This is a genomic window from Candidatus Saccharimonadales bacterium (assembly GCA_040903985.1).
In the GTDB taxonomy this organism is placed as follows: domain Bacteria; phylum Patescibacteriota; class Saccharimonadia; order QS-5-54-17; family QS-5-54-17; genus JBBDUI01.
The window spans coordinates 340127-352908 of the sequence record JBBDUI010000002.1 but is presented as its reverse complement, the minus strand read 5'-3'; the positions used below and the strand labels follow the sequence as shown (position 1 = coordinate 352908).

Here is a 12782-nt window from a genome sequence, read left to right as displayed (position 1 = left end):
GTATGCGTGGAGAGGTGTCCGAGAGGCTGAAGGAGCACGCTTGGAAAGCGTGTAAGCGGAGCAATCCGTTTCGCGGGTTCGAATCCCGCCCTCTCCGCCAATTATTAAATTTTATTAAGGCCTATCTGTTATGGATAAAATCACAATCAATACATATAACCAGTTGGCGTCGGAGTACGACGAAGAGACTACTGGTTTTTGGGATGACCATCCTCGAGAATTCATCGATAAGTTTACTGAGTTAGCGTTTGGCAAGAAGGTGCTAGATGTAGGGAGTGGCCCCGGGAGGGATGGACTGATCCTTAGGGAAAAAGGCTTGGATGTCACCTGTCTTGATGCATCTCAGGCTATGATTGATTTCTGTTCAGCACGTGGGCTAAGGGCAGTAATGGGTGACTATAATAGTATGCCTTTTGGGGATAGAAGCTTCGACGCTGTTTGGGCATATACTTCCTTGCTGCACGCTAAAAAGTCAGCTGTAGATATTCCATTAATTGAGGTGAGTCGGGTTTTGCGGCCGAATGGGGTCATAGGGCTAGGCATGATTGAAGGGAAGGGCGAAGGCTATCGGGAAAGTGCAGGAGTAAACAAGCCGCGCTGGTTTAGCTACTATACAGAGAGTGAGATCAGGAGCTTGATGGAAAAGCACGGATTCGATATCTTGTTCTTCTCTAAGTTTCAGCCCAGAGCTAGTAATTATCTTAACTTTATTGCTCGGAAGTCGAGTTCTTGATCCAGTTGCTCTGCTTTAATGACTATGTCTCCGCCAACGGTGGGGCATAGTCTTCTGGAGATCGGGGTTTGGACCCGCCCTCTCCGCTATTCGGCACTTGCTAAGGGCTATGGTTCTTCCTTTTCCGAACGAAACAGCTCCCAATTAGGATTCAGTGCATAAGGAATGCTAACTGGTTTTAGTCTGGAAAGCCAGATAAGCTACAGCGATGAACTGAATCGGTATAATATATAAGAACACTAGACCAGACTGCGCACCGCTAGATAGGTGTACAAATAACATCCCCGCTAGACCTGTCATAATTAAGACACTAGCTGAGATTGGCACTAAAATGCCTTTGGCTTTCTTAGTAACCGCCCAGAACCAAACATAGGGTAGAGATAGTATCATCCAGCCGATCCCTGAACCATATATTAATTCGTTAATAAGTTCAGAAGGGCTAGCGTAGCGGAAGATAGGCTATAGCGTAAATGTAGCGGACATTAACGGTCCTACTGTTAAGACTCCAATTCTAAGTAGTTTGTAGTTATTCATGTGAATAATTATACCGACTATCCTTACTGCGCCCTAGCCAGCCCGACATTTGACCGCTGCGCAAGCGTTAAAGTCGCGTGGACTATGATTAAGATTGCTATGATATTGATTGATACCACTAACAGTACGGTAGTATTTGCTCGAGTAGCGCTGATGTATGCACCGCTGCCGGAGAGAGCAGTTAAGATCGGAGCCAGCAGGGAGCCGCCACAAGCGATGCAGTGGGAGCCAGCTAGGGTTAGCGCCGCTGCTGATGAACTCTTAGCGCCGCTGATTCGACGGTTCATTTTAATAGCATAGCTTAACATGACTAAGTTCAGGGTGGCGAAGCCGGCGAAGATGACGATCGATAGTGCTAAGGGATCATTCAGATTAGCGAAGACATTAGTGAAGGAGCTGAGCAGAAATTCAATCTTATCCCGGCCACTTAAGAAGTTGGCCCGCATTACATAGATAAATAGGTTGAGGTTGCTGAGGTAGGTGAACAGCCAGAGCACCGGAGGATAGAGCAGAGCGGCTAGGAGAAGATAGCGGGGGCGGCTAAGGAGCCGACGGATTGCTTGCCAGCCGAGTTTGTAGCGAGTAGAGAGTTTATCGGGCATAGATCACTTCAAGTTAAGTCAGTTAGCTCTATTATATAGGAGTTAAAGTGGAGTGGCGTACGACCTGGTTATGGTCCCGCACCCCCCGAGCCTCTGTGCTACTATGTCAGAGAAATGTTGAGTATTAATAAAACCAGAAACTATAACGCTCTAGCAGTCGCTGCCTTTGCCATTAGTCTGTATGGCACTAATGCCGTAGTCATGAAGGTCGGAATAGAGACGATGGACCCCTTGCTATTTAGTTCATTACGCTTCTTTCTCATCGGTCTAATCTTGTTAAGTTTTGTGCACAGCCTAAGCTTCCTTAAGAATAAGTGGCTACTGTTACAGTTAGGTGTATCGGTAGCGTTTATAATCGTATTTGTAGTCGCATTTCCACTTGGGGTAGATGCATCGACTGCCTTAAAGGCCTCAATTCTAGGCCTGACTACACCGATCTTTGTCTATCTGTTCTCGCTGATCTTGCTGCATGAACCGGCGATAAAACGTGTCTTAATCGGTGGTATGATATCGCTTACCGGTGGCCTGATGCTAATCGGTCTGCCGGTGGTTTTAGGTCAGACGCTGGTTCTAGGCGATGTATTACTACTGACAGCTTACGCATCGGTTGCAGCCGGTATAGTTCACGCTAAATACATGTACACCTGGTTGGCGCCCAATGAGTTGATCAGCTTACGGTTTATACTCGCCGGCGGCTTGGTTTTAGCCTATGTGGCTATTTCCAGTGATTGGTCGACGCTACCGCTCGGGGATTCTGTAGCTTGGTGGTCCTTACTCTACTGCACTATCGTGCCTGGTGTCATAGCTAACGGTCTCTACTATTGGTCACTACATGAGGTGAGGGCAGAGGATACGGCGCCGATATACTACTTAGAGCCACTGGTGGGCGCGGCAGCGGCAGCTACACTGCTAGGCGAACGACTAGCAGTAAGTGCGGTTATAGGCGCGGTAGTTATTTTAGCCGGTGTATTACTGTCTCATCCGCACCACGTACGCGTCTTCCACCACTATCACGTCCACACCAAGCACCATAAATCACACTTTATGCAGCGACTGTTCGCGAGGCTCGGAGTGATCGATAGCTAGCGGTAGTTAGTAAAACTAACTGGAAAGTCTAACTCTTGGGAATTAATCAGTTGCATGACCGCCTGGAGGTCGTCCTTGCTACTACCGTTTACCCGGACTGCATCACCTTGAATCTGGGTCTTAACTTTAGGAAATTTATCCCGGATAAGCTTGGTGAGATGTTTAGCCTTGTCCTGATCTAAGCCCTGCTTAAACAGTACTTCTTTCGTGGTCTTGAGGTTACGGGTTATGGAGTCACGGTTGGTGTCGAGTATCTTTTGGCTCTGCCCTCGGCTAGCTAACTTCTTGCGGACTATGTCAAGGATGGCGTCAATTTGCCAGTCCCCACTGCCGGTTACCTTAAAGCCGGTTCTATCGCTATTTAGCCATTCCAGTTGGGCTGGAGTACCTTTAAAATCATACCGGTTAGCTATCTCGCGTTGAGTTTGATCGAAAACGTTGTTTAGCTCCGCTTTATCGAAAGTTGATTCAATGTCGAATGAGTAGTTTGCCATACGGCTAGTTTCCCATTGAAGTGGGCCGATGTCCAGGGCGTATAATAGTAGCTATGGATGAATTAACAGATGAACAGTGGCAGGAGCGCTTAAGTCCGGCTCGGTATAGAATACTGCGTCAAGGTGAAACGGAATTACCAGGCAGTGGTACTCTGCTGCATAATTCCGAACACGGTAGCTACTCGTGTGCTGCCTGTCATCAAGTGCTGTTCGATTCTGAAACAAAGTTTGATTCAAGCAGCGGATGGCCCAGCTTTTGCGATGTTAAAGACAGTGAGAGGGTTAAGCTTGTCAGCGATAGTTCTCACGGTATGAGTCGCATCGAAGTGCGTTGCAAGCGTTGCGGCTCCCATCTGGGTCACCTTTTCAGTGACGGACCTCAGCCGACGGGACAGCGCTACTGTATCAACTCGCTAGCACTTGATTTCGACCCAGATAGTAGTGATAACGCCTAGCTCATTACTAGACTACTTGATGTAGGCTAAGTCAAACATCCGCCCCTGTTAAATGTCACTGGCTTGGTATACTTAGTGAGTACGTTAAAAGCAGGAGGTAGGTATGATCAACCGTAAGCTAATCGATAGGTTAATGCGACCGCAGAGTGGCCACGTCACTTCGATTTACCTACCCACCCATAAAGCGGCGGTGCGGGAGCTGGAGGAAGACCGTATTCGTTTCCGTAATCTTCTGGATAGCGCCGCTACTGATTTAATTGAACTTGGTTATAAGCGCCGTAAAGTGGAGGAGCGTCTACGTAAAGCCCGCGATTTCTTGGGCGATGACCTTTTCTGGCAGCATCAGCGTCAAGGGCTAGCCGTTTATATATCGGAGCAAGGGACGAAAGATTACCGCCTGCCATTGCCAGTGCCGGAGGTCTCGATTACAGCTGGTCACTACCATATTAAGCCACTGATACCACTAATCAGTGCTAATCAGATTTTCTATATCCTGCAGGCCAGCTTAAATCGAGTACAGCTTTACCGGGCGAATATGGAGGGAATATCTGTGATCAACTCCGACGCCATACCTGTCGATATTAAGCAGGGCTTGGGCACGGACGATAACGAACGGCAACTACAGAACCACGTGGCCGATCAGGGCGGTAGCAGGGGGGACGCGATCTTTCATGGCCATGGTGGTGCTAAGGACCTACAGGATGTTGATCCGCCTCGTTTTATCCGCCTGATTGCTGAGGGTGTAAACCAGGAACTCCGTGACAGCCACGCTCCTGTGCTATTTGCCGGAGATGATAAGTTATTTTCCCTATACAGAGGGGCTAAACTAAAACATAAACTAGTCGAGGAACATCTAAGTGGTAACTTCGATACCGTAAAACCCCACGAGCTGCATCGACGGGCACTTGAACTGATGCAGCCGCGTTTTGCAATTGATACGGCGGAGGTAGTTGAGCGCTACCACGAATTAAAGGCGAAGAATCAGCAACTAGCCAGTGGCCGACTGGAAGAGATCGTCCGGGCGGCTTTAGCCGGTAAGGTGGAGCGATTACTTTATCGTGGCAATCAGCAGGTATGGGGAGAAGTTGATGACCAGCAGGTAGTCTCACTCTCTGAACGTCGTCCCGGGGCAGTTGATTTGATAGATATCGCCATCGCCGGCACCTATGCCCATGGAGGTGAGGTGCACGAGGCCAACGATCTAGCTGGGGTAGGTATGGCTCCAGCATTGGCTATCTTGCGTTATTAAATTAAGTATAAAAGTAACGCGCCAACACTCGCCAGTCCGCGTCCCGAGGAATCCCGGAACGACTGAGAAGTGTTGGCGCTGGGTGGGCAGTGGACAACCCCGCTACCAACTAGTAGGGAAGAGGGGTTCGATCCGGTCCAGGTCAATGACGCGGAAAGCGTCTTTGATGGTGCCGGGTAGATCGGCCGGCGACCAACTCTCGATCACAAGGCCGTTAGCAGTGAACTGGGTCTGCACACTGCTCCAGGCCCCAACGATTCTTTTGGCCGGTACCATCAGCAGCGTCTGACAGCCCTGATAGTCGAGAATTCCAACGCCGTATTTCGTCAGCTGGTGGTCATCGCTGACCGTTTGACTCTGGTCAGCTCGGTGCTCCTCGAGATATACCACCAGTCCGTCGGGCAGACTGATGCATGGATCGAGTCGACTCTCGTCTCGCCAGCTACGAAACTGATCTCGTAAGTTGGCTCGGACGGCTCGTGATGCTTGCTGCAGCACCGCTTCCGTAGGTCGGCTATCTGTGGTCGATACTACGTGAGCGCTTCCCATGACATACCCCCAGATTTGTCGACTGCCTGATTAGGTACGAGGCGAACATTTGCACTGCTTGCCTACCCGTATTCTCGCATAGGCTGGCGTTAGCAGCAACTGCTACAATAAAGCTAGTAATCGTGAGATCAACAGGGGCAGTACTATGATAGTAGTAGATGTAGAGACAACCGGTCTAGTGCCGGGACGGCACGGTATCGTCAGTATCGGTGCAGTTGATTTAACTAATGCTACGAACCAGTTTTATGTTGAGTGCTGTATCGCAGATAATATTGAAATCGATCCAGGCGCCTTGCGAGTGAACGGGTTTACGGAGACTGAAGTACGTGATGATAGTAAGGCTACGGCGGTCGAAGCGGTGGCCCGCTTCATCGAGTGGAGTGAGCCGATCAAGGAGCGCACGCTGGGTGGTCATAATACTCATTTTGACGTGGCGATGCTTCAGGCAGTAGTGCATCCTTCGCGATTGCGTTGGCCGTTTGGTTTCAGAGCTCTAGATTTGCATTCGATGGCGTATCTGCAGATGAAACGTCTCAATCATCCACTGCCGCTTTATCAGGGCTTATCTGACATCAAAGCTAATACGGTGCTGCGCTACGTCGGCCTACCGCTCGAGCCGACCCCACATATTGCTCTTATGGGAGCGAAGATGGAAGCCGAAGCGTTTAGTCGTCTCTTAACGGGCCAGGTCCTACTGGATGAATTTAGTAAGTACGCGGTACCGGACTATCTTCGTGGCTACAAGGCGACGCCAACGCTATTTTAATAGCGGCCGTATTCGGTCTTCTTCCAAATATAGTAGGCCGCCCAGCCAGCACCGATGATAATCAACAGGGGTTCGGCGAAGAAGTTGAGACCGACCTGACCGATGAGATAGAGCAGCATCCAGATGAAGCTGGCGGTAATTATGAAGACGACGATGGCTCTAATCATTCCGGTGCTGAGTTGCATTGCTATATCCTACTTAATCGTTTAACTTATTTTAATTAATAATACGCACTCCGGAGGGGATAAGCTAACGCGCTAGTCGGCTCAGATGAGCCTCGTGATTAGCTAGGGCTACTTCGATAGCAGCAGCGAAGTCATCGTGAGCGGCGTTAGCTTGGAGCGCAAACAGGTTAGTGCGTGAGGCTTGGAGTGTAGCAGTGACAAGCTCTCGGTATACTTGGTTGAAGTTCTCTCCCGCTCTGGCCAGGCTTTCGATTGCTTCCGGGTCGCCTTCGGTGGGCGGAGCGCCAAAGTCTGACTCATAGTACGCTGCCAACTGTGTATAGTCGCTGGCGGCTGTGCTAGTGATGCTCGCGGCAATAGCTTGGGTATCAGGGTTGCCCTCCTGTTGGCTAGCGGTCGTACTGAGTTCGATCATGGTCAGATGATCTGTTAGGCTCTCTCGGAGGTTAATCTCGATGCCACCACTGCCGCCCACCGTGGCTCGCAATATGAATAAGATAAGGGCTACTCCACCTAAGATAGCGCCGATGAGGATAAGTTTTGAGCGTTCCATAGCCTAAGTATTATCGCTTAAGCTGTCAGGGTCAAGCGTTGTTGAGATGAATATCTAACACCTTAGACCTAAAACCTATATACTAAATGCCATGGATGAAGTGGCGGAGATCAAAGATCGACTTGGGGTTGATGAGGTGGTGGGCGAGTACGTTCAGCTTAAGCCGGCCGGTAGTAACTTTAAGGGTCTTTGCCCGTTTCACAATGAAAAGACCCCCAGCTTCATGGTTAGCCCCGATAAGGGAATATACCACTGTTTCGGTTGTGGTGAAGGTGGCGACATATTCACTTTCGTGGAAAAGGTCGACGGACTAACTTTCAGGGAAGCCCTAGAGAAGTTAGCTAGCAAGGCCGGTGTCGAACTCGCCGAGCGGAGTGGGGCTAACACCCAAGCAGCTAAGGACCATAAGGCCCGTCTGTACTCAGTCCTGGAGACCGCGGCTCAGTATTATCACATCCAGCTTAGTCGCTCGTCGGTCGCTAGGGAGTACGTTACTGAACGTCGGAGTTTGAGTGAGGCGACAATTAAACAGTTTCGACTGGGATGGGCTCCGCCTGAAGGTTCGCGTTTGACCCACTTCTTAACTAAACAGGGCTTTACCGATAAGGAGCTGCTGGAGGCGGGGTTGGCTCGCCGGCGCGGTTCACAGCTACAAGACCTATTCTGGGGGCGAATAATGGTACCCTTTTTTGACGTTCAGGGCCGGATCATCGGTTTTACCGGCCGTGTCTTGGGTGAAGGGATGCCAAAGTATCTCAACACGCCCCAGACTCAACTCTTCGACAAAAGCCGTTTCGTTTTTGGCCTGTATCAGGCGAAAGAAAGTATCCGCACTCAGGACGAATCCGTAGTAGTGGAGGGAAACTTAGACGTGCTTAGTTCACATCAGGCTGGAGTTGCCCGAGTGGTGGCGGTGAGTGGTACGGCTGTAACACTGCCACAGCTAAAGCAGTTAGCTCGTCTGAGTGATAAAGTGACGTTTGCCTTTGATGCCGATAGTGCCGGGATTAAAGCCTGCATGCGAGCTGTACCGCTGGCCCAGGAGGTCGGAATAAATTTATCGGTAGTGACTCTGCCGGCCGGCTCTGACCCGGATGATGTGATACGGGCTAATCCCAAGCAGTGGCAGCAGCTACTGAGTGATAAGCAGTATGTGATGGACTGGCTCATCGAAGCTCTTGCGGTTGATTATGATCTCGCTACTGCCGAGGGCAAGCGAGACTTCACTAGTAGTATTGCAGACAGTTTGCGTCGCTTACGTGATCCGGTCGAGCAGGAGCATTACATTAAGCTATTAGCTGATATGACGGCGGTAGCACCAGCGACGGTGAAGGATAAGTTGTCTCAGGTGAGCCCGGGTGGCTCAGCCACTTTGAAGCGAGTTAAGGCGGTATCCACTGCCACGCCGACACATGATGAAGTGACGACGGTCAGTACTGCGCTGTTGAGTCTAGCGGTGACCTACCCGGATGTGCGCGGCGCGCTTAAAGAGGTTAAACCGGAACAACTGGACGACTTCGCCATTCAGCTGTTAGCTTACTTACGAGAGCATGGAGAGGATATAACGGATAGCGCCATCCCTGAGGAGTTGCTACCGCTAGAAAACTATGTCAAAATACTACTATTAAGAGGCGAAGAAGAATACGGGTCCTGGGCACTGCTTGACCGACAAGTTGAGGCCTTTAGTTTGACCCACCGCCTACAAGAACTCCAAACTAAACGACACAGACAGCGCATCAGTCAGGAAATAGCAGCTGCAGAGGCAGCCGGAGATGATGATTTGCGCCGGAAACTACTAAAACAGTATCAGTCACTTACATAATACGAAGGAGTCCAGTTTGGCAAAGCGAGATCCTAAACCGCCGGTTAATTTAGAAGATGTAGCAGAGAAGCTCTTTAAAAAGGGCAAAAGTCAGGGCTATATCGATTATAAAGAAGTTATAAAAAACATTCCGGAGACGGAGGACAACCTAGAGATTCTCGATTCACTACATTCCGATTTTATCGATGCCGGAGTCGAGCTAATTAACGAAAAGGGAACTACCTGGGAAGACGAGGATGAGGAAGAGGAGAACGATGATAAATATATCGACGACATCGCCGACGACTCGGTTCGACTGTACTTGCGCGAGATCGGTAAGATTCCTTTGCTCTCAGCTGAGGAAGAGGTAGCGCTAGCCACCCGGGTTACTGAGGGTGATAAGGAGGCAAAAGATCAGATGGCCGAAGCCAACATGCGGTTGGTGGTTTCGATTGCTAAGAAGTATGTCGGACGAGGTCTGGATCTGCTCGACCTCATTCAGGAAGGTAACACTGGTCTGTTGCGGGCGGTAGAGAAGTTCGACCCGACTCGAGGCTTTAAGTTTTCGACCTATGCAACTTGGTGGATTCGTCAAGCTATCACCCGCGCTATAGCTGATCAGGCCCGTACGATTCGTATTCCAGTTCATATGGTGGAGACGATCAATAAGCTGTTGCGGACCCAGCGCCGCATGACCCAGGAGATGGGTCGTGAGCCGACCAATGAGGAGATCGCGAAAGAGATGGAGATGGAGGTCGAGAAGGTAGATCACATCATGAAGATTAAGCAGGAGATCTCCAGCCTCGATGCTCCGGTACGAGACGAGGAGGAGGATTCGAAATTAGGTGATTTCATCGAAGACGAAGAATCAGATACTCCCGAAGAGGCTGCTACGCAGCAACTACTTAAAGAGCATGTGAACGTCATGCTTGATATCCTGACTCCTCGGGAGCAGAAGATTCTTAAGATGCGTTTCGGCCTGGAAGATGGACGGACTCATACTCTGGAAGAAGTGGGGCAGGAGTTCGGTGTTACACGTGAACGAATTCGTCAAATCGAAGCTAAGGCCTTAGCTAAGCTGCGTAAGAACCGCGAGTCACGTGATCTGCGAGACTACCTCGGCTAAACCCGATTCGGTTGTTATACTGGCTGAAGAAACTAGGGAGCTCGGATGGCTAGAAAAAAACTGGTAGTAATCGACGGTAAGAGCGTCCTCTATCGGGGCTACTATGCCATGACTCATCTAAGTAATAAGGCGGGCAAACCGACCGGGGCGACCTACGGTTTTGCTATGATGGGATTGAGAATTATCAAAGATCTTAAGCCAGATTATGTCATCGTGGCATGGGATATGTCGAAGACTAACATCCGCTCTCGACGTGAGCTGTATCCTGAGTACAAAGCCCAGCGTAAGCCAATGCCGGAGGACTTACGGGAGCAGATTCCAGATGTGAGACGACTGTGTGCAGCTTTCTCTTGGCCATTTCTCGAAGTAGATGACTACGAAGCTGATGACATCATGGGTACATTGCGGGAGCAGGCCTATGCTGAGGGCATTGATGTAGTACTAGTGACTAGTGATCTAGATACTTTGCAGCTGGTTAACGGTCATACTAGTGTACTGACACTGAAGAAAGGTCTGACTCAGACCGTGGAGTACACGCCCCAGCGCCTGCAAGAGGAGTTCGGCATGACTCCAGCTCAGTTCATCGACTACAAGGCTCTACGTGGTGATCCGAGTGATAACATCCCCGGAGTGGCTGGGGTAGGAGAGAAGACGGCTAAACAGTTGATCGCTGAGTATGATTCGCTAGATGGGGTTTATGCCCACCTTGCGGAGATTAAAGGGGCCGTGCGAGCTAAACTAGAGGCTGATCGTGATATGGCCTACCTCAGTCGCCAGCTGGTTGAGATCATGTGTGACGCTCCGGTGCAGCTAGATCTGGCTGCAGCGCGGACTGAAGACTGTGATCCGGCTGCCATCCAAGCTTTGTTTGCGGAGTTAAATTTCCGGCGTCTCCTGAACGATCTACCGGAGTGGATGAAACCGCAGGCTGGCCTGTTCAACTCGGCTGAGGTAGCGGCACCAGGTATTGAACCGATAACAGTTAAACGGCGCGAGACTAAACTTTCTTGCGAGACGGCACTGGTCTTAACTTTGAAGGAGCTGACCTTCATTAGCCCGAAGCCAGACGAGGCCTACCTACTGCCGTCCTCTCAAGTCGAAGTGGACCAGATCATCGGTTTTGACACTAAGCTTGATTTGCACCGGCTTAACTCCTCGGTTGCGGTAGAGTTTGACATTATGGTGGCTGCTTTCGTGCTGAACCCGCTCCTGCGTCGCCAGTCGCTAGCGGCTTTAGCGCAAGAGGTATTAACGGTAGAATTAGCCGAGTTTGAGCGGCATGACGACATGGACCTAGCTCAGGCCGGATTAATCTTGGCCGTAATGTGGAAGCTATACGATGTCTATCGAGATCAACTGGCTGCTGTTCCGGCTTTAAGCCGAGTGGTTAAGGAGATCGAGTGGCCCTTGATCCCAGTCTTAGCACGAATGGAAGCTCGGGGCATGAAGCTGGATGTAGGGTATTTGGAGAAAATGAGCGATGATTTCAGTGGTCGGATTAAGGAGCTGGAGACGGCGATTTATGAGGCAGCCGGACAGGAGTTCAACATTAACTCCCCCCAGCAGCTGCAAACGATTTTATTTGAGAAGCTTCAACTTGATAGCACCGGGATTAAAAAGACTAAGACCGGTTACTCTACCGGAGCTAGCGAATTGGCTAAACTGCGTCATCTGCACCCGGTCATCGATCTAATCAGCCGGTACCGTGAGCTAACTAAGCTGAAGAGTACTTATATCGATACTCTGCCCCGGCAGGTAGGTAAAGATGGGCGCCTACATACGACCCTGTCGCAGACTGTGGCTCAGACCGGTCGCCTATCCTCGCTGCATCCGAATTTGCAAAATATACCGGTGCGCACCGAAGAGAGTCGGGCAATTCGTACGGCCTTTACGGCCGAATCCGGGAACGTGTTAATTAGTGCCGACTACTCGCAGTTCGAGCTGCGCTTAGCTGCCGCCCTCAGTGGGGATAAACAGATGATTACGGCCTTTAACGCCGGGTGGGATATCCACCAGTTAACGGCGGCTGAACTTTATGGGGTTGAACCGGAGAAGGTCAGCAAGGAGCAGCGTTACAATGCCAAGGCGGTTAATTTTGGTGTGATGTATGGCATGAGTCCGCACGGATTGAGTATTGCTACCGGTATGAGCCGGGAAGAGGCCGCTAGCTTTATCAAGAAGTACTTTGATCTGCGCCCGGAGCTGCATACCTATCTGGAGGGGTTGAAAGGGTTGGCTAAGTCTCAAGGTTACGTTGAGACTCTTTTGGGGCGCCGCCGCCCGATGCCGGATATTCATTCTAGTAATTTCGCGGTACGTGCCGGGGCCGAACGAGCGGCGATGAACATGCCGATTCAGGGCACAGAGGCCGATTTAATGAAGCTGGCGATGATTAGAGTGGAGGAAGTATTAGATGAGGACTGCCGTCAGGTGATGCAGGTGCACGACTCGATTATCGTGGAGGCGCCCCAAACCAAGAGTAAGCAGGTGGCCCAGATGCTCAAGGAGATTATGGAGGCGATCGCTCCGGAATTAGCGGTCCGGCTCGATGTCGATACTTCGATCGGTGAGACGTGGGGCGAGCTGCACTAAGACGCTCATGCTTGTGTCTTCTGAAGTGTTAGCTCTATGCTAGGAGTAGTAGAAGAA

At 50.5% G+C, this 12782-nt stretch carries 13 protein-coding genes and 1 tRNA gene; 9 read left to right on the top strand and 5 right to left on the bottom strand.

Annotated features, from left to right (window positions below; genetic code table 11):
* The first annotated feature begins 8 nt into the window (after positions 1 to 8).
* Positions 9 to 100: transfer RNA gene (locus WD467_01825), tRNA-Ser, on the top strand.
* Between the two features lie 30 nt (positions 101 to 130).
* Positions 131 to 733: a class I SAM-dependent methyltransferase gene (locus tag WD467_01820; GenBank protein MEX2452629.1), complete on the top strand. Its 603-nt coding sequence runs from the start codon at positions 131 to 133 to the stop codon at positions 731 to 733.
* 557 nt (positions 734 to 1290) lie between these two features.
* On the opposite strand, the gene WD467_01815 is transcribed toward WD467_01820, so the two are convergent.
* Positions 1291 to 1869 carry a hypothetical protein gene (locus tag WD467_01815; GenBank protein ID MEX2452628.1) on the bottom strand — a complete coding sequence of 193 codons (579 nt, stop codon included), beginning with the start codon at positions 1867 to 1869 and terminating at the stop codon, positions 1291 to 1293.
* 114 nt (positions 1870 to 1983) lie between these two features.
* Between WD467_01815 and WD467_01810 the strand changes: the two genes are divergently transcribed.
* Positions 1984 to 2955, top strand: coding sequence for a DMT family transporter (locus WD467_01810; protein ID MEX2452627.1), 972 nt, complete (start codon positions 1984 to 1986; stop codon positions 2953 to 2955).
* Here WD467_01810 and WD467_01805 read toward each other — a convergent pair.
* Positions 2952 to 3449: a YajQ family cyclic di-GMP-binding protein gene (locus WD467_01805; protein MEX2452626.1), complete on the bottom strand. Its 498-nt coding sequence runs from the start codon at positions 3447 to 3449 to the stop codon at positions 2952 to 2954. The two genes, WD467_01810 and WD467_01805, sit on opposite strands and share 4 nt — an antisense overlap.
* Positions 3450 to 3502: 53 nt before the next feature.
* Between WD467_01805 and msrB the strand changes: the two genes are divergently transcribed.
* Complete coding sequence (gene msrB, locus WD467_01800) at positions 3503 to 3904, top strand: peptide-methionine (R)-S-oxide reductase MsrB (GenBank protein MEX2452625.1); 402 nt, start codon at positions 3503 to 3505, stop codon at positions 3902 to 3904.
* A 103-nt stretch (positions 3905 to 4007) separates the two neighbouring features.
* The gene (locus WD467_01795) at positions 4008 to 5153 is read left to right on the top strand and encodes a hypothetical protein (GenBank protein ID MEX2452624.1); all 1146 of its coding nucleotides are present in this window, start codon (positions 4008 to 4010) and stop codon (positions 5151 to 5153) included.
* Between the two features lie 102 nt (positions 5154 to 5255).
* Here WD467_01795 and WD467_01790 read toward each other — a convergent pair whose 3' ends face one another.
* Complete coding sequence (locus tag WD467_01790) at positions 5256 to 5702, bottom strand: hypothetical protein (protein MEX2452623.1); 447 nt, start codon at positions 5700 to 5702, stop codon at positions 5256 to 5258.
* A gap of 145 nt (positions 5703 to 5847) precedes the next feature.
* Between WD467_01790 and WD467_01785 the strand changes: the two genes are divergently transcribed.
* Positions 5848 to 6468 carry a 3'-5' exonuclease gene (locus WD467_01785; GenBank protein MEX2452622.1) on the top strand — a complete coding sequence of 207 codons (621 nt, stop codon included), beginning with the start codon at positions 5848 to 5850 and terminating at the stop codon, positions 6466 to 6468.
* Here WD467_01785 and WD467_01780 read toward each other — a convergent pair.
* Together WD467_01780 and WD467_01775 are read right to left on the bottom strand one after the other, a co-directional pair.
* On the bottom strand, positions 6465 to 6653 hold the full coding sequence (locus WD467_01780; protein MEX2452621.1) for a hypothetical protein: 189 nt from the start codon (positions 6651 to 6653) through the stop codon (positions 6465 to 6467). The two genes, WD467_01785 and WD467_01780, sit on opposite strands and share 4 nt — an antisense overlap.
* A gap of 64 nt (positions 6654 to 6717) precedes the next feature.
* Positions 6718 to 7206, bottom strand: a complete 489-nt coding sequence (locus tag WD467_01775; GenBank protein MEX2452620.1) for a hypothetical protein — start codon at positions 7204 to 7206, stop codon at positions 6718 to 6720.
* Between the two features lie 91 nt (positions 7207 to 7297).
* Between WD467_01775 and dnaG the strand changes: the two genes are divergently transcribed.
* From dnaG to polA, 3 genes are read left to right on the top strand one after another with little or no spacing between them, the layout of a single operon-like run.
* Entirely contained in the window at positions 7298 to 9028 is a 1731-nt protein-coding gene (gene dnaG, locus WD467_01770; protein ID MEX2452619.1) for a DNA primase, read from the top strand.
* Between the two features lie 16 nt (positions 9029 to 9044).
* Positions 9045 to 10133 carry an RNA polymerase sigma factor RpoD gene (gene rpoD / locus WD467_01765; GenBank protein MEX2452618.1) on the top strand — a complete coding sequence of 363 codons (1089 nt, stop codon included), beginning with the start codon at positions 9045 to 9047 and terminating at the stop codon, positions 10131 to 10133.
* 45 nt (positions 10134 to 10178) lie between these two features.
* Positions 10179 to 12725 (top strand): DNA polymerase I, encoded by a 2547-nt coding sequence (polA, locus tag WD467_01760; protein MEX2452617.1) that lies wholly within the window; start codon positions 10179 to 10181, stop codon positions 12723 to 12725.
* Positions 12726 to 12782: the final 57 nt, after the last annotated feature.